At 69.7% G+C, this 17,155-nt stretch carries 14 protein-coding genes and 1 pseudogene; 6 read left to right on the forward strand and 9 right to left on the reverse strand.

Features of this window, described 5'->3' with window-relative positions:
- Positions 1-29: 29 nt before the first annotated feature.
- The 6 genes from K8O92_17595 to K8O92_17620 form a co-directional block, all read right to left on the reverse strand.
- On the reverse strand, positions 30-1,196 hold the full coding sequence (locus K8O92_17595; protein UAK29823.1) for a glutathionylspermidine synthase family protein: 1,167 nt from the start codon (positions 1,194-1,196) through the stop codon (positions 30-32).
- Positions 1,197-1,982 carry a hypothetical protein gene (locus K8O92_17600; GenBank protein ID UAK29824.1) on the reverse strand — a complete coding sequence of 262 codons (786 nt, stop codon included), beginning with the start codon at positions 1,980-1,982 and terminating at the stop codon, positions 1,197-1,199.
- A gap of 31 nt (positions 1,983-2,013) precedes the next feature.
- The gene (locus tag K8O92_17605) at positions 2,014-2,292 is read right to left on the reverse strand and encodes an acylphosphatase (GenBank protein ID UAK29825.1); all 279 of its coding nucleotides are present in this window, start codon (positions 2,290-2,292) and stop codon (positions 2,014-2,016) included.
- A complete protein-coding gene (locus K8O92_17610; GenBank protein UAK29826.1) occupies positions 2,292-2,759 on the reverse strand; it encodes an OsmC family protein in 468 nt (155 codons plus the stop codon). Before K8O92_17610 ends, K8O92_17605 begins: the two co-directional genes overlap by 1 nt.
- A 102-nt stretch (positions 2,760-2,861) precedes the next feature.
- Positions 2,862-3,488: an MBL fold metallo-hydrolase gene (locus tag K8O92_17615; GenBank protein ID UAK29827.1), complete on the reverse strand. Its 627-nt coding sequence runs from the start codon at positions 3,486-3,488 to the stop codon at positions 2,862-2,864.
- Entirely contained in the window at positions 3,485-4,570 is a 1,086-nt protein-coding gene (locus tag K8O92_17620; GenBank protein ID UAK29828.1) for an S-(hydroxymethyl)mycothiol dehydrogenase, read from the reverse strand. Before K8O92_17620 ends, K8O92_17615 begins: the two co-directional genes overlap by 4 nt.
- Before the next feature lie 229 nt (positions 4,571-4,799).
- On the opposite strand from K8O92_17620, the gene K8O92_17625 reads away from it, so the two are divergent.
- On the forward strand, positions 4,800-5,225 hold the full coding sequence (locus K8O92_17625) for a DUF1707 domain-containing protein (protein ID UAK29829.1): 426 nt from the start codon (positions 4,800-4,802) through the stop codon (positions 5,223-5,225).
- Between the two features lie 58 nt (positions 5,226-5,283).
- Here K8O92_17625 and K8O92_17630 read toward each other — a convergent pair whose 3' ends face one another.
- Positions 5,284-6,960: a hypothetical protein gene (locus K8O92_17630; GenBank protein UAK29830.1), complete on the reverse strand. Its 1,677-nt coding sequence runs from the start codon at positions 6,958-6,960 to the stop codon at positions 5,284-5,286.
- Between the two features lie 430 nt (positions 6,961-7,390).
- Between K8O92_17630 and smc the strand changes: the two genes are divergently transcribed.
- Entirely contained in the window at positions 7,391-11,011 is a 3,621-nt protein-coding gene (gene smc / locus K8O92_17635) for a chromosome segregation protein SMC (GenBank protein UAK29831.1), read from the forward strand.
- 198 nt (positions 11,012-11,209) lie between these two features.
- Here smc and K8O92_17640 read toward each other — a convergent pair whose 3' ends face one another.
- Positions 11,210-12,127: an NmrA family NAD(P)-binding protein gene (locus tag K8O92_17640; GenBank protein ID UAK29832.1), complete on the reverse strand. Its 918-nt coding sequence runs from the start codon at positions 12,125-12,127 to the stop codon at positions 11,210-11,212.
- Between the two features lie 106 nt (positions 12,128-12,233).
- On the opposite strand from K8O92_17640, the gene K8O92_17645 reads away from it, so the two are divergent.
- Entirely contained in the window at positions 12,234-13,007 is a 774-nt protein-coding gene (locus tag K8O92_17645; GenBank protein UAK29833.1) for a TetR/AcrR family transcriptional regulator, read from the forward strand.
- A gap of 129 nt (positions 13,008-13,136) precedes the next feature.
- Here the strand turns inward: K8O92_17645 and K8O92_17650 are convergent, their stop codons facing one another.
- Complete coding sequence (locus K8O92_17650; GenBank protein UAK29834.1) at positions 13,137-13,526, reverse strand: DUF2237 domain-containing protein; 390 nt, start codon at positions 13,524-13,526, stop codon at positions 13,137-13,139.
- 202 nt (positions 13,527-13,728) lie between these two features.
- Between K8O92_17650 and ftsY the strand changes: the two genes are divergently transcribed.
- The 3 genes and pseudogenes from ftsY (at position 13,729) to K8O92_17665 (ending at position 17,148) form a co-directional block, all read left to right on the forward strand.
- A complete protein-coding gene (gene ftsY, locus K8O92_17655) occupies positions 13,729-15,228 on the forward strand; it encodes a signal recognition particle-docking protein FtsY (GenBank protein ID UAK29835.1) in 1,500 nt (499 codons plus the stop codon).
- 396 nt (positions 15,229-15,624) lie between these two features.
- Positions 15,625-16,804 (forward strand): annotated as a pseudogene (locus tag K8O92_17660) (ammonium transporter).
- A 5-nt stretch (positions 16,805-16,809) separates the two neighbouring features.
- Positions 16,810-17,148, forward strand: a complete 339-nt coding sequence (locus tag K8O92_17665) for a P-II family nitrogen regulator (protein UAK35760.1) — start codon at positions 16,810-16,812, stop codon at positions 17,146-17,148.
- The last annotated feature ends 7 nt before the right edge of the window (positions 17,149-17,155 follow it).

The following is a 17,155-nucleotide window of genomic DNA, read 5'->3' on the forward strand; positions in this document are numbered from 1 at the left end:
GTTGGATGGGTGATTATCGGTGACGATGCTCAGTCGGTGACGATGCGGTGCGGGACGAATGCCGAGCCGTCGTCGGTGATCAGCCCCGCGGTCTCGCGGATGCCGAGACCCGCCGCGGCGTCGCCGACGATCCACGCGCCGAGCACCGGGCGCATGTCGTCGAACTCCGGCAACGGGTCCAGCAACTGGTAGACGTAACCTTCCTCGCCGTAGACGCCGCCGGTCGCGGTCTCCAGACCGGCGCCGACGATGGTCATGTTGGCGCCCTCTCGTCCCAGCTTCGGTTTACGGATGTACTCGGTGAGCTCGTTGGGCTGGTCGAGGTAGGCGGGCAACAGATTCGGGTGGCCCGGATACATCTCCCACAGCACCGCCAGGATCGCCTTGTTGCTCAGCAGGGTTTTCCACAGCGGTTCGATCCACATGGTCTGTGGCAGGCTGTCGACGACGCGCTTGCCGAAATCGTCGTCGAGCACCCACTCCCACGGGTAGAGCTTGAAGACGGCCTCGATCGGAACCTCCGCCAGATCGACGAAACGCTCCAGTTCCGAGTCGAATCCGACTTCCTCGATCGGCAGCGCGACGGTGTCGAATCCGGCCTCGGCCGCGGTCTCCTGCATGTAGGCGGTGGTGACGTTGTCCTCGCCGGTGGCGTCCGCCCCGGACCAGGTGAAGTGCAGCTGCGCGGTGGGCAGCACGTCGCGCAGCTCACCCCACCGCTCGACCAGCTTCTCGTGCAACGAGTTCCACTGGTCGCCGCCGGGGTAGCGATCGGTCAGCCAGTGCCACTGCACGATCGCGGCCTCCAGCAGCGAGGTCGGCGTGTCCGCGTTGTACTCCAGCAGTTTCGCCGGACGCCGCGCGTCGTAGCGCAGGTCGAAGCGCCCGTACACGTGCGGGTCGGAGCGTCGCCAGGATTCGGCGATCGGGCCCCAGCTCCACTCGGGCAGGCCGAAATCGGCGAACCGTTCGGTGAGCACGATGTGCTCCACCGCGTTCAGGCACATCGAGTGCAGCAGTTCGACGTCGGCCTCCAACGCGAGGATCTCCGACATCTCGAACTCGTAGTGCACCGACTCGTCCCAGTAGGGCCGTGGCTGACCACTCGCGTCCCGCCCAGGGGAGCCGTAGACCAGGCCCTGGCTTTCGGTGATCTGCTGCCAGCCCGGCCGGGGCGTATCCCGCACGCGCCGCATCTACGACCCTCCGCCGGTGCTCTTGCTGCCCAAGCCGCCGCGCTGGATCGTGGTGCCGCTCTTGGTCTTGATCTCGGCGCTCTTGGGCTTGATCGTGGTGCCGCCGGTCGGGGGTCTGCCGACGGTGCCGGTGCCGCCGTAGTAGTAGCGGTATTGCGGCCCGCCGCCGAGGATGATCAGACCCGGGCTGACTCCCGGGCTGGTGTCGCCGACGAAGCCGGGACGGCCGTCGCCGCAATAGGAATCCTCGACCACGATCTCTTGACCGTTCTCGGTCTTCACGCAGTGGGCCGTGACGCGGTCGGGCGCGGTGAGTGCGCGATAAGCCAGGTAGCCGCCGCCGACCAGGGCGGCTACGCCGACGATGGCGACACCGCCGATCATGACGCGCTTGCGATTGCGCTTCTTGGCTTCTTCGGCCCAAGCGGCCGCGCGCTGTGCTTCCTCGGCGCGCCTGCGTGCCTTCTCTCTCGCCCGTGCCTCGGCAACCGTGGGCGGGCGGGGCTGCGTGATGCCCGGTTCCTGGCGCTGGATCCGGCCGGGGCGCGGCGGTTGCTCGGCGTCCGGACTCGTGTCGCCGGGCGGCACCGAAGTCGGGGTCGACCAGTCGATCTCGGGCTGCTCGGCGGCGCCACCCGGTGCGGAGACGGGCGTCGACCAATCCTGCTCTTCGCCCGGCACGGGCGTGGCGGGGGTGGGCGACGGCTTGTCCTCGGCCGGGTGTTCCGGCCCGGAACGCTCGGGTTCGTCCCGGCGCTCGTCGTCACCGGGATTCCGCGTGCTCACCGCTGTGCCCCCCTCATCACCCGAATCACCACTACCGCTCCTCGAAACCGGTCAATTCACCCCGCGCGGGCTCCCAGCTTTCCACAACCAACCTCACCTGACCAGGTGTATCACCGGAACGCAAGCGTGCGAGCAACTCCTCGCAGGCCGGTCGCGGTCCCTCGGCGACCACGTGCACCCGGCCGTCGGTGGCATTGGTCGCGTGCCCGACCAGTCCCAGTTCCAGCGCCCGCGACCGGGTCCACCAGCGGAAACCCACGCCCTGCACCATGCCGTGTACCCAGGCGCTCAAACGGACCGGGTCGTCCATCAGGCCTCGACGTCGAACGACAGTGACACCCTCGATCCCGCCTTCAGCGTCCGTCCCACCGTGCAGACCTTGTCGATCGCACGCTGCACGGTGACCAGCAACCGTTCCCTGGCCTCGTTGTCGAGGTCGCTGAGATCGAGCTCGAACACCTCCTCCAGGTGCGGGTAGACCTCGTTCTCCCGGTCGGCGTCGCCGGAGACCCGGATCGTCGCGTCGAAGTTGTCGCCGAGCCTGCGCGACAGCGGGAAGTCCGCGCTCAGGCCCGAGCAGGCGGCCAGCGCGATCTTCAGCAGCTCGCCGGGTGTGAACACACCGGGCACGCCCTGCGAACCGATCAAGACCTCGGCGCCGCGGGAGCTGCGGCCGGTGTAAGCCCTGGTGCCGGTGCGCTCGACCCACAGCGTGGTCGGCTCCGGCGTGATCGGCGCCGCGGTGGCGGTGGCGGGTGTAGCGGTCTGTTCAGCCATGAGTCTGATCCTGCCATTGTCGTCGCAATGAGTTCGCGCGCCTGGCAACGCCGCGCCCGGTCGCGCCATTCCACGCGGGCCGGCCACCGTGGCGGGGATAACTCAGTGGCCGCGGGCGATCCATTCGGCGAGGAACGGCTTCTCCGTGCCGATGGTGGTGGAGTCGCCGTGTCCGGTGTGCACCGCGGTGTCCTCCGGGAGCGTCAGCAGGCGTTCGCGGATCGACTCGATGATCGTGCCGAAATCGGAGAACGAGCGACCGGTCGCGCCGGGCCCACCGGCGAACAGCGTGTCTCCCGTGAACACCGCCGTCGCGGCGGGTAGATGCAGCGAGACCGATCCAGGTGAGTGGCCAGGGGTGTGCAGGACCCGCATCGAGGTGTTCGCCACCGGGATTTGCTCGCCGTCCGCGAGGGGACGGTAGCCGGCCTCCGGGTGGGTCATGCGCCACAGCGGTTCGTCGTCGGGATGCAGCAAGATCGGCGCGTCCAAGCGCTCGGCGAGTTCGGGAGCGACCGTCACGTGATCGTTGTGCCCGTGGGTGCACACGATCGCGCGGACGACGCGGCCCGCGACCGCCGCGACGATCGGGTCGGCGTCGTGCGCCGCATCGATGACGACCACCTCCTCGTCGTCACCGACCAGCCAGATGTTGTTGTCCACTGCCCAGGTGCCGCCGTCCAGACAGAAAGCGCCGGAGGTGACGACGCGGTCGACGCGGGCGCTCACCGGACCACCACCGACCGCAGTACCTCGCCGGCGTGCATCTTGGCGAATGCCTGCTCCACCTCATCGAGTCCGATGCGTTCGGTGACGAACCGGTCCAGCGGCAACCTGCCCTGGCGGTGGAGGTCGATCAGGGTGGGGAAGTCGCGTTCCGGCAAACAGTCGCCGTACCAGGAGGATTTCAACGCGCCGCCACGGGAGAACAGGTCGAGCAGCGGCATCTCGAGGGTCATCTCCGGGGTCGGCACGCCGACGAGGACCACCGTGCCCGCCAGATCACGGCCGTAGAACGCCTGCTTCCAGGTCTCCGGCCTGCCGACCGCGTCGATCACCACGTCGGCGCCCCAGCCGTCGGTGAATTCCTGGATCTTCTCCACCACGTCCTCGCTGGACGCATCGATGGTGTGGGTGGCGCCGAAGTCCTTGGCCCAGTGCAGTTTCCGGGAGTCCCGGTCCACCGCGATGATGGTCGCCGCCCCAGCCAGCTGGGCTCCGGCGATCGCGGCATCCCCGACGCCGCCGCAACCGATGACCGCGACGGTGTCGCCGATCGAGACGTTGCCCGTGTGCAGCGCCGAGCCGAGGCCTGCCATCACCCCGCAGCCGAGCAGGCCCGCCACCGCGGGGTCGGCCTCCGGATCCACCTTCGTGCACTGGCCCTCGTGCACCAGCGTCTTGTCGACGAATGCCCCGATGCCCAGCGCGGGGGTGAGCTCGGTCCCGTCGGCAAGCGTCATCTTCTCGCTCGCGTTGCGACTGTCGAAGCAGTACCAGGGGCGGCCTCGCTTGCACGCCCGGCACTCGCCGCAGACCGCGCGCCAGTTGAGGATGACGTAGTCGCCCTCCGCCACATGGGTGACCGCGGCGCCGACGGTCTCCACCACACCGGCGGCCTCGTGGCCGAGCAGGAACGGGAAGCTGTCGGTGATACCGCCCTCGCGGTAGTGCAGGTCGGTGTGGCAGACGCCGCACGCCCGCACCCGGACCACCACGTCGTGCGGGCCTGGATCCGGGATCACCACGTCGACGATCTCGACCGGTGCGCCTTTGCTGCGGGCCACGACCCCGCGGACGATTTCGGACACCTGTGCCTCCTGAGCGGATTCGCTGGTGACGCGGATCCGGCCGCTCCGTGGATCCGCGCGCTGAACACCTGTCCATACAGCCGTTCCCGATCTTCGAACCCTACCGCCGGAACGAGGGCGGTCGTGAGGTTTCGGGAGGGCGATCGCGGAAGGGTTGACATTCCACATAGGAGGGTTATGCTGAGCAACATTCCACTATGGAAGATGAATTTCGTCGATAGGACCAAGCATGGACATCTCCACCGGCATCCGCGCCTCGAACGCCGAACGCGACGCCGTGGTACGCCTGCTCGGCAGGCACATGGCGGACGGCCGCATCGATCTGCCCGAGTACGACCAGCGCGTCGCGCAGGTGTATGCCACTACCGACCGTGACGATCTGCGCTCGGTGCTGTCCGATCTGCCCGAGCTCGGCAAGGATGCCGCCGCACCGGCGTCCGCGCCCCCGCGTATCCCGATCTGGCAGCGCATCGAGGGCGGCACCTGGCTCGCCGTGAGCGTGCTCGTGCTCGTCATCTGGGGCGCGATCTCGCTGGGAGTCGGCGCTTTCACCTACTTCTGGCCGATGTGGGTGATCGGTCCTTGGGGCGCCGTCCTCGCGTTCCGTATGGTGGCAGGCTTCGAGAACGGCCGCTTCGGGCAACGCGCGAGCTGAGGTTCGTCTTCGCGGCGCTGCCATCCGGATCACCGGGTGGCAGCGCCGTATTCGTGTTCTACCGTCCGTGCCGCGAAGTGCGCTCCTGCGAGGTGGCGCGGGTATCGGGCCGTGGCCGTGGTTCGCCGCGATGGCGGCGACTCGGCGGGGGTGGGTCGTAGGCCGGTTCCGGCGGTGTCGACCGGTTGCGGTATCCGGGATCGACCCGATCCGGTCGCGCGGGTCCGGGCTCGAAATCCGTGGGCGCTCGCCGATTCGTTGGGGTTCGGCGGCCCTCGGCGTCGCCCGGGTAGCGATCCGGCTGCCGGGCGGTGCGGTGTGCGTCGTGCAGGTCGTCGTCGGCGAGTTCGCGGCGTCGGCGTCTCGGTAGTTCGGGACGGCCGGGCGCGGGGCGCACGGGCAGGTCGGGATCATTCGCATCGGTCGGCGGGAACCGATCGCTGGGCCGAGCCGGTTCGGGCTCGTCGCGGTGGCGGCGTGCCGGGCGCGAGCGGGCGGGGGAATCGTAGTCGTCGGACCAGCGATTTCGCTGTGTGGCGGGCTCGGCCGCGTCGCCGCGATGCCACCGATCGGCATCCGCGTCCGGGGATGACTGCCGTGGATCAGCGGCTCTCCGGTGTGTAGAGCGGCCATCGCGGCGTATCGGCGGGCTTTCGAGAGATCGGGTGTCGGTCGGCGGACGTGTGCGGCTGGCCGGGTACCGAGCGTGATCGTCCACTTCGGCGGACCCGCGTGCGGTCCCGAATGAGTCGTTCGGCGACGACCGGCGAGGCATTCCCGCCCGGGGCCGTTGCGGCGGACGCCCGGGCCGGAGGACCGGAAGTTCGCGGGTGACCTGCGTGGCGCTGACGCCTTTCTCCCGGTAGGTCGCGGGAATGTCGTGGGCGCGCAGCCATGCGCCGGGGTCCTGGCGCGCGTCGGCGTCCAGCCACGGAATGGTGTCCTCGAGCAGATCGAGAAGGTCGCCGGGTCCCTCGCCGAGCGCGGCGCGGATGGCCTGGAAGGCGTCGGGCTGGAATGTCCATTTCCATTCCGACCGTCCGGCGTGCGACCGGCCGTGCAAGACGAGATCGCCGGAGCGCGAGATCTTGGCTCGCACCGTTCGCCCGCTGGACTCCACGACGAGTTCCCCGGTCTCGGTGCGAGTGATCTGCTCGATCTCGTCGTGGTCGTCGATTTCGTCGGGCTCGGTGTCGTCGTCGCGGTCGATACGGCGCATCCACTTGGTCACCGCGCTCAATGCGAGCGGCAGCGGCCGTTCGTCCTCGGTGCCGGGGCGGGCGATCCGCAATGTCCGCGCAATCCCGGCGACGATGTCGGCGGGCCCGGCGGATCGCGTGAGTTCGGGCTGGTCGTCGTCCTCGTGGTGCGCCACGGGCTCCGGTCGGGCGGCGGGGCGGGTGCGCCCGGCCGGCTCGCTGTGGCCGTGGGCCCGGTCCGCGGACCGTCCGGATCGACCGGGAAAATTCCCACGCCTGGGGGTTTGGTCCGGCTCGTGCTCCTCCCACGGCGGGTACTCGTCCTGCTCCTGCGCCCGCACCTTGATCTCGAACCACGCCGCGGCCAACGCGGCGGCGCCGAGCGCGGCCGCGATCGCCACCTCCACCCGCACATCGCTGAGCAGTGCGCTCTTGCTGCGCTCACAGGCGTGCAGGAACACCAGGCTGCCGAGTACCAGGCCCGTGATCCGGGCAAGGCGGAACCGGGTGCTTGTCCCTGGTGAGGGGGCAGACATCGTGGTGCGCTCCCGAACGTTCCGCTGGCGAATCAGAGGGATCGTATGTGGCCGGAGGGCGCGGCGTCAGTGCCAGTTCGAGACCGCCTGAATCGGCGGAGACCGAGGTCGGTGGAGACCTCTGGTCGGTCCGACGTGCGTTTCGCCGGTCGCGGCGCGCGGACCGGAGGAGCCGCCCTGCTCGGGCCGCGTCCATCGACCGGGCGTGACGGGTAGCGCGGGGGGCGTCCCGCAAACCTCGGGCACATTGATGCGCCCCAACGGGAGGCGACTCGATAACCTACCGATATCGCCGCACCGCTACTCGGTCGCGTGCGCCGCCGGGCCCCCGCAGCTCCCGGCACGCGACCGATACCATGACTGGTCGCCGGATACGCTGCCTATACCACGCGGAACGCCGACCGGGCAGAACACGGAAAGGCCGTCGAACTTGCACCTGAAGAGCCTGACGTTGAAGGGGTTCAAATCCTTCGCGTCCGCGACGACGCTGCGGTTGGAGCCGGGCATCACGTGCGTTGTCGGTCCGAACGGATCGGGCAAATCGAACGTCGTCGACGCGCTCACCTGGGTCATGGGCGAGCAGGGTGCGAAGGCGCTGCGAGGCGGCAAGATGCAGGATGTGATCTTCGCGGGCACCGCCGGGCGCGCACCGCTCGGCCGCGCCGAGGTCACGCTCACCATCGACAATTCCGACGGTGCCCTGCCGATCGACTACGCCGAGGTGTCCATCACCCGGCGCATGTTCCGCGACGGCGCGGGCGAATACGAGATCAACGGCAACTCCTGCCGCCTGATGGACGTGCAGGAACTGCTCAGCGACTCCGGCATCGGACGCGAGATGCACGTCATCGTGGGGCAGGGTCAGCTCTCGGCCATCCTGGAGTCGCGCCCGGAGGACCGCCGCGCCTTCGTCGAAGAGGCCGCCGGTGTGCTCAAGCACCGCAAACGCAAGGAAAAGGCGGTACGCAAGCTCGAGGCCATGCAAGCCAACCTGGCTCGTCTGACCGACCTCACCACCGAACTGCGCAGGCAGCTCAAACCGCTGGGCAGGCAGGCCGAGGTGGCGCGCAGGGCGCAGACGGTGCAGGCCGACCTGCGCGACGCCCGGCTGCGCCTGGCCGCCGACGACCTGGTCACGCGCCGCGAGGAGCTGGCCGGTCAGCAGAGCAAAGAGGCTTACGCGCGCGAGCAGCAGATCACGGTGCAATCCGAGCTGGACGCGGCCAACGCGGCGCTGGCACAGCAGGAATTCCAGCTGTCCCGGCTGACGCCGAGCGCCGAGGCCGCCGCCCAGATCTGGTTCCAGCTCTCCGCGCTGGCCGAGCGCGTCAACGCGACGATCCGCATCGCGGGTGACCGGGCGCGGCACCTGGACGCCGCGGCTCCGGTCGGCACCGGCCGCGACCCCGAGCAGTTGGAGGCCGAGGCCGACCGCGTCGAAGCCGAGGAAGCCGAACTGCGCGAGGCGGTCGAGATGGCCGCCGAGGTCTTGGAAGCGGCACGGGATCAGCTCGCCGAACGCGAGCACGCCGCCAAGGCCGCCGAACAGGCGCATCTGGCGGCCGTGCGGGCGATCGCCGACCGGCGCGAGGGTGTGGCCCGGCTGTCCGGCAAGGTGGACACCTTGCGGGCCAGGGCGCAATCGATGGACACCGAGATCGCACGACTCTCGGTCGCCATCGCCGACGCCCGCCACCGCGGCGAGACCGCCCAGGCGGAATTCGACACGGTGCAGGCCGAACTCGCGGAACTCGATGCGGGGGAGGAGGGCTTGGACGCCCAGCACGAGCATGCGGTGCAGGCACTGGAACTGGCCGATCAGCGTGTCACCGAATTGCGCGAACAGGACCGTGACGCGAGCAAGCGGGTCGCGTCGCTGGGCGCGCGTATCGAGGCGCTCGGGATGAACCTGGCACGCCGGGACGGTGTGGCCTGGCTGGTGGAGCATCGCGAGCAGGGGTTGCTCGGTCCGCTCTCGGCCCTGCTCCGCGTGCACGGTGGCTATGAGGCGGCGGTGGCCGCCGCGCTCGGCCCACTGGCCGACGCCGTCGCCGCCGACACCGGCGAGTCCGCGCACGCCGCGATCCAGGCGCTCAAGGAGGCCGACGGCGGCCGCGCCGCCGTCGTCTTCGGCGCCGAGAGCGCCGATCGGGCACAGCTGGGCGCGTTGCCCGACGGCGTCCGCTGGCTGATCGACGTGGTGGAGTGCCCCGGCACCGTGCAGGGAGCGATCGCGGCGCTGACCGCGGGCATCGCCGTGGCCGACGACCTGCCCGCCGCCCGCGCGCTGGTCGCGGCGCGACCCGACCTGCGCGTGGTGACTCGCGACGGTGACCTCGCCGGAAACGGCTGGCTGCTGGGCGGTTCGGATCGCGCGCCCAGCCAATTGGAGATCCAGGCCGACATCGATGCCGCCGAGGCCGAGTTGGTGGCGGCGCAGCGGCGCGCCGAGGAACTCGAGGCCGCGCTGTCCGGCGCGCTCGAGGAGCAGGCCGACCGCAAGGACGCCGTCGACCAGGCGCTGCTCGCCCTGCACGAATCCGACCAGGCGCTGGTGGCGATCTACGAGCGGCTAGGCCGTCTCGGCCAGACCGCCCGCACCGCGCAGACCGAAAGCGAGCGGCTGCTGCGCCAGCGCGACGAGGCCGAGGCCGGCCGCGAGGAGGCGCTCGCGTCGCTGGCCGAACTGGAGGATCGCCTGCGGCACGCGGAACTCGAACAGTCCGAGGTCGACGCCGACGGCGCGGGCGCGGCCGGCACCGAATCCGCCGGTCGCGCACGGGAAGAGGCAGCGGCCGCCCTGGCCGAGGCGCGCGCGATGGAGGTCGAAGCCCGGCTGGCCGTGCGCACCGCCGAGGAACGAGCGGAATCGGTTCGGGGCAAAGCGGATTCGCTGCGGCGCGCCGCACGTGCCGAGCGGGAGACCCGCGCCCGCGCCGAACGCGCCCAGGCCGCGCGTAAGCAGGCCGCCGAGCTGGCCGCCGCCGTCGCCGAGTCCGGTGCGAAGATCGCCGCAGAGCTCGAGCAGGTGGTCGCCGAGGCGGGCGCTCGCCGCGACGAGCTGGTGCGCAGGCGCACGGAGTGCGCCGCGCAAGTCGAGCAGATCAAGGAGCGGGTGCGGGCTCTCACCGCGCAGCTGTCCCAGCTCACCGACGCGGTGCACCGGGACGAGGTGGCCAAGGCGCAGGCCGCGCTGCGCATCGAGCAACTGGAGGCGACCATCGCCGAGCAGTTCGGCATCGCGCTGAACGATCTGATCGCCGAGTACGGCCCGGATGTGCCGTTGCCGCCCTCGGCGCTGGAACTACAGGAGTACGAGCAGGCCAGGGAACGTGGCGAGCAGGTCAGCGCGCCGGCCCCGATGCCTTACGACCGGCAGACCCAGGAGCGTCGCGCCAAGCGGGCGGAGAAGGACCTGGCCACTTTGGGCAAGGTGAATCCCCTCGCGCTGGAGGAGTTCGCGGCGCTGGAGGAACGCTACAACTTCCTGGCCACCCAGCTCGAGGACGTCAAGAGCGCGCGCAAGGATCTCCTCGACGTCGTCGCCGAGGTCGACGCCCGCATCCTGGAGGTGTTCACCGAGGCCTACGCCGACGTCGAGCGCGAGTTCGTCCAGGTATTCGCGAAACTGTTCCCCGGCGGCGAGGGCAGGTTGCTGCTCACCGATCCCTCGGACATGCTCACCACCGGCATCGAGGTGGAGGCCCGTCCGCCGGGCAAGAAGGTCAAGCGGTTGTCGCTGCTGTCCGGCGGGGAGAAGTCGCTGACCGCGGTGGCGTTGCTGGTTGCCATCTTCCGCGCCAGGCCCTCGCCGTTCTACGTGATGGACGAGGTGGAAGCCGCGCTGGACGACACCAATCTGCGCCGCCTGATCGGCTTGTTCGAACAGCTGCGGGAGAAGAGCCAGCTGATCGTCATCACCCACCAGAAGCCGACGATGGAGATCGCCGACGCGCTCTACGGCGTCAGCATGCGCGGGGACGGCATCACCCAGGTGATCTCCCAGCGGCTGCGCGGGGAGAATCTGGCCCCGGTCGGCGCGGTGGGCTGAGCGGCTCCACTTCCGCGCCCACCGGGTCGCGTCGAGAACGACCGGATCTCCTGCGCAGGCGTACCACCATGTCGACGGTACGCCCGGCAGCCGCGATACCTCCACGAGCAGCGCGAATGCGTCGCTCGTCATCCGTCACCGCGCTATTGCTTCCCCCGACGCGCACGCATCAGCCCGGCGCGGGTGCTCCGGATCGAATCACTCCGCGATACCAGCCTTTTCGCTTTCCAGTACGGCTTTGATCTGCGCCGCACCGGTTTCGGCCAGCCAGGTGTCGAAAGTCCGCAAGCCGGGATGGATCTCGCGGATCTCGTCGACGTCGGCCCGCCAGCCGCCGGTCCGGCGCAGCAGTCGCCAGGTGTTGCCGATCTGCACGCCGAGCGCGTCCGCGTCTGCTTCGCCGATCTCCTGATAGCGGACCGGATGGCCGGTGGCCGCGCTGATCGCCGCGGCGGCCGCGGGCGGGGTGAGCGCGTCGCCCGCGAGTTCGAGGACGCGACCGTGGAATCGGTCCGGATCGGCGAAGACGAGACCGGCGATGTCGCCGATATCGGCCAGGGCGATGACCTTCATCGGTCCTTCGGCCGGGAAGAGGTGCCGGTGGACGCCATCGTGGATGCCGTCGACCGGTGACGTGCGCAGCAGGTAGTTCTCCATGAAGCGCACCGGGCGCAGCAGGGTGTAGCGGGCGCCGCTGGCGATGACGGCGTCTTCGATGCGCTTCTTGCCGCTGGCGCCCCAGGAGACGTCGTCGTTCATCGAGGCGATGCCGGTGAACACGATCTGCCGGACACCGGCGTTGCGCGCCGCGGCGACCAGCGACTCTCCGCGCGCGGCTTCCACTTCGACATCCCAGCCCTGCGGGCTGTACGCGGCGGGCGGCACCAGGAACAATCCGGTGGCACCGTCCAGCGCCGCGGGGAACGTCTCGGGCGAGTCGAAGTCGCCGACGACGAGTTCGGCGCCCGCCGCGGCCAACTCCTGTGCGGCGGGCGCATGCGCGTCGCGGACCAGCGCGCGCACCGCCGTGCCGTCCGCCAACAGCCTGCGGGCGGTCACGCCGCCCTGCTTGCCGGTGGCTCCGGTGACCAGGATCAGGTTGTGCTGGGGGGACATGCTCCGCCTTCTCTGCTCGATAGAATCGGGTCGTGTGACCCGGATTCGGACGATACGGGTGGCTCGACCCGATCGACCAGGTCCCTTTTCGGAGAGGCGTAACGAAATGACCACATCGCTCGCCCCTGCCGGGACGTCGCGAGCCGATGCCCGGCGCAATCGCGCGCTCGTGCTGGCAGCCGCGCAGCGCGCCTTCGCCGAGCAGGGCGCCTCGGTCTCGCTCGCGGAGGTGGCCCGCCGGGCGGGCGTCGGCGCGGGCACCGTCTACCGGCACTTCCCGACGAAGGCCGACCTGCTCGAAGCCGTTATGCAGCAACGCATCGATCGGTTGGCGAAACTGGCCGCCGACCATCTCGGCGCACCGGACCCGGGTGCGGCCTTCTTCGATTTCTGCACTGCGGTGATCGCCACGACGCCCGGTAACCAGGCGCTTTGTGACATGGTCCAGTCCGACGACGGCTGGCCGCGCGCACTCCTGCACAGCGCGGGCGTGCGTTTCCACCGTTCGCTGGAAGCCCTGCTCGCCGCGGCCAAGCAGGCGGGTGCGGTCCGAGCCGACATCGAGCTCGACGACGTGCTGGCGATCTTCACCGGATGCGTCGCGATCCAACAGCTCCGCAAGACGCGGGGGAGTGTGGACCGCACCGCGGCGATCGTGCTCGACGCGCTGCGCGCTCGGCCGGATCAGCCGGGCGTGACGAAACCGGAGGTCCGGCCCGAGAACCGTAACGAATCATTGGACCGTAACGAAACTGGAAGCGGGCGCTGTCCGATGTGTCACGGGGAGGTGCCCCGGGCCGGGACGGGTCGGCGGGCCAGGTACTGCTCCGCGGCCTGTCGTCAGAAGGCTCATCGTCGGCGTGTCGCGTCGGCTCGCTAGCCGGATGGCGCATTTGTGTCATCCGGTGCTCTGATGCGCCACGGACCGATCGGGACCCGGTCCGCGATCGGCGCGAGCAGGTGGTTTCGCGGCGCCCGCCGCGGGCCGAAGAGGGGGTTTACGGGTTGCTCACAGCAGGTCGCTGACGTCGTCGGGCACGTCGACGGCGTACTTGCGCAGGATGTCCATCGAGATCACTTCCAGGGCGTTCTCGTGCGTGGCCGCCAGCACAACGGGCGCGGCGACGCCGTCCTCGTGTGCGTGCAGCCACCGTACGGCCACCACGCACCACCGGTCGCCCGGCTGCAGGCCGGGGAAGTTGTTCTCCGGTCGCGGCGTGCTCAGGTCGTTGCCGATGGAGGCTTGATGCTCCAGGAACTCTGCCGTGACGACGGTGCACACGGTGTGGCTGCCCAGATCCTCCGGCCCGGTACTGCAGCAGCCGTCCCGGTAGAAGCCGGTGAGAGGATCGGTGCCGCACTCTTCCAGCGGCCCCCCAAGCACGTTTCGATCGGTCACGTCGCCGATCCTATTGTCCCTTCGCGAGAAGTTCCGCAGGACAAGAAATCTGGAGGGCTGTGTCGGTGCCCGCGCGGGCGGGTCCGAGGCCCGGTACCAGCGGTGTTCGCCGAGTTCGCGGCGTCGGCGCGGTGGCGCGACTCGCGCGCCGGGTGCGGCTCGGGGCCGAACACGTGACGGTCGGTCTGCAAGGATGGTCCGCGTGAGTCCCGAAGTCTGGATCCTGATCGCCGCGGTCGCCGCGCTGCTGCTCGTCGTGCTCGTCGCCGGTTTCGTCCGGTACAAGCGCGGCCGCGTGTCGCTGACTCCGCCCACGCCGGACAAGGAGGTGACCGACCGTTCCGGTGGGTACACCGCCTCCGGCGGATTCAACTTCAGCCGGGGCGGGACGGCGACCGAACCACAACCGGTCGAGCGCACCGATACCGAAGGACAGCCGCACGTCGGCGACGACGCCGCGATCCCGCGCGACGCGCCCAAGCGCGGTATCACCAACGTCCCGTTGCCGGAGGCCGACGTCGCCGAGACGCCCGCCGCGTCGGGTGGCGCCGAACCCGCCACCGCACCCGGGGCGGACGCGTCGACGGCCGAGACAGTGCCGCCGACGGCCGATGAGGTCCAGTCGCCGGAGGGCTCGGTAGCCGACACCGCACCGGCCACGGCCGACGCCGAGCCCGCCACCGCCGAAACCGCTGCTACCGACGCGGTCGGCGCCGCTCCCGACGTGGTCGCTCCCGACACGCCCGCGGGCGTCGAGGCTCCCGCCGCGCTGGAGGAGATCGAGCCCACCGCCGGTCGCCTGGTCCGCCTGCGGGGGCGGTTGTCCCGGTCGCAGAACGCTGTCGGCAAGAGCCTGCTCGGCCTGCTCGGCGGCGGCGACCTCGATGACGACTCGTGGGAAGAGGTCGAGGACACCCTCGTTCTGGCCGACCTCGGCACCGCGAGCACCACGGCCGTCGTCTCCCGGCTGCGCGCCGAGATGGCGGCGCGCAGCGTGCGCAGCACCGATGAGGCGCGCGCCGTCCTGCGCGACGTGCTGATCGAGCAGTTGCGACCGGAACTGGACCGTTCGGTGCGCGCGCTGCCGCATCCGGATCACCCGTCGATCCTGCTGGTGGTCGGCGTGAACGGCACCGGCAAGACGACCACCACCGGCAAGCTCGCGCGCGTGCTCGTCGCCGACGGCCGCCGCGTGCTGCTGGGCGCGGCCGACACCTTCCGCGCCGCGGCCGCCGATCAGCTGCAGACCTGGGGCGAGCGGGTCGGCGCCGACACCGTCCGCGGCCGCGAGGGCGCCGACCCGGCCGCGGTCGCGTTCGACGCGGTGGCCGCGGGTGTCGAGCGCGGCGTCGACGTGGTGCTCATCGACACGGCGGGCCGGCTGCACACCAAGACGGGTCTGATGGACGAGCTGGGCAAGGTCAAGCGCGTCGTGGAGAAGAAGGCCGCCGTCGACGAGGTCCTGCTGGTGCTGGACGCGACCGTCGGGCAGAACGGACTGACCCAGGCCAGAGTGTTCGCCGAAGTGGTCGACATCACAGGCGTCGTGCTGACCAAGCTGGACGGGACCGCCAAGGGCGGCATCGTCTTCCAGGTCCAGCACGAACTGGGTGTTCCGGTGAAGCTGGTCGGGCTCGGTGAGGGCGCCGACGATCTGGCCCCGTTCGAGCCTGCCGCGTTCGTGGACGCGCTGCTGGGCTGAGCCTCCCGCTCGCCGAGCCCCTCGAAAAGGCTCGCGCCCGCGCTGTTTCGGGCAGTGGCGCGCACCCGGACGCCGAGCACTCGCTGGCGGCCGGGTGCGAGGTCCATCACACCCCGAATGTTTGCCGACTCCTCTTCCGTCGTAACGAATGTCCGATTCGGCGGACGCTGTACTCACAGCGTCGGAGAACCCTCGGTGTAGGTGACGAAACGTAGTGGCAACACAGCTGCGTCATCCGTTCACGTAGGTGAAACACGACAGCTCTACGGATGAAACACCGAGTGAGGACCCTTCTGTTCAGGTCCATTTGCCGGAATCGGCTGGGCCCGAGATGAGGAGGACATTAAGGTGGCTTTTCCACTTACCGGTGCACCGGATACCGGTGACACCGCCTGGATGCTGGTGAGTTCGGCGCTGGTGTTGCTGATGACCCCGGGCCTGGCTTTCTTCTACGGTGGCATGGTCCGCTCGAAGAACGTGCTCAACATGATCATGATGAGCGTCAGCGCCATGGGCGTGGTCGGCGTGCTGTGGTCGCTGTACGGATACTCGATGGCTTTCGGCGACAACATCTTCGGTGTGATCGGTGACCCAACGCAGTTCTTCGGGCTGAAGGGCTTGATCGGTGGCAACTCCGTCGCCGAGGCCAAGGACGCGGCGGGCGCCATCACCACCGAAGCGGTGAACATCCCGCTCGCGGGCACGATTCCGGCGACCGTCTTCGTCGCCTTCCAGCTGATGTTCGCCATTCTCACGGTCGCCCTCATCTCGGGCGCGGTCGCCGACCGCATGAAGTTCGGCGCGTGGCTGCTGTTCGCGGGCATCTGGGCCACGGTGGTCTACTTCCCGGTCGCGCACTGGGTGTTCGACTTCGACGTGAAGGACGCCGACGGCAACATCGTGCACGAGGGCGGCTGGATCGCCAACAAACTGCTCGCCGTCGACTTCGCCGGTGGCACGGCGGTGCACATCAACGCGGGCGCCGCCGGTCTGGCCCTGGTGCTGGTGCTGGGCAAACGCAAGGGCTGGCCGGGCACGCCGTTCCGCCCGCACAACCTGCCGTTCGTCATGCTCGGCGCCGGTCTGCTGTGGTTCGGCTGGTTCGGCTTCAACGCCGGTTCCGCGGTGACCTCCGGTGGCCTCGCCGGTTCGACCTTCATCATCACCGCCATCGCGACCTGCGCCGCCGTGCTGGCCTGGCTGCTGGTGGAGAAGATCCGTGACGGCAAGCCCACTTCGCTGGGCGCGGCGTCGGGCATCGTGGCCGGTCTGGTCGCCATCACCCCGGCGTGTTCCTCGGTGAACGTGCTCGGCGCGCTGGTCGTCGGCGCGGTCGCGGGCGCGCTGTGCGCACTGGCGGTCGGCCTGAAGTTCAAGTTCGGTTTCGACGACTCGCTCGACGTGGTCGGCGTGCACCTCGTCGGCGGCATCGTCGGCACCCTGCTGGTCGGTTTCGTCGCCGCGCCCGAGCGAGGAAGCAGAGTCGGTGGGCTTGGACGAATCCGAGCACGCGGAAACCGCCTACGACTTCGCCGCTCTGGGTAGCACGGCACGTTCGGCCGTCAAGGAGGCATGACGAACATGAAACTGATCACCGCAATCGTCAAACCGTTCACGCTCGAGGACGTGAAGTCCGGGCTCGAGCAGGCGGGTGTGTTGGGCATGACCGTCAGCGAGGTCCAAGGGTACGGCAGGCAGAAGGGGCACACCGAGGTGTACCGCGGCGCCGAGTACTCCGTCGATTTCGTGCCGAAGGTCCGCGTCGAGGTCGTCGTGGACGACGCGTCCGTCGACAAGGTCGTGGAGGTGATCGTGGAGGCTTCCCGCACCGGCAAGATCGGCGACGGCAAGGTCTGGGTGACTCCGGTGGAGTCGATCATCCGGGTGCGGACCGGCGAACGCGGCACCGACGCGCTGTAGCGGAATA

It is taken from the genome of Nocardia asteroides, assembly GCA_019930625.1.
Classification (GTDB): Bacteria; Actinomycetota; Actinomycetes; order Mycobacteriales; family Mycobacteriaceae; genus Nocardia; species Nocardia sputi.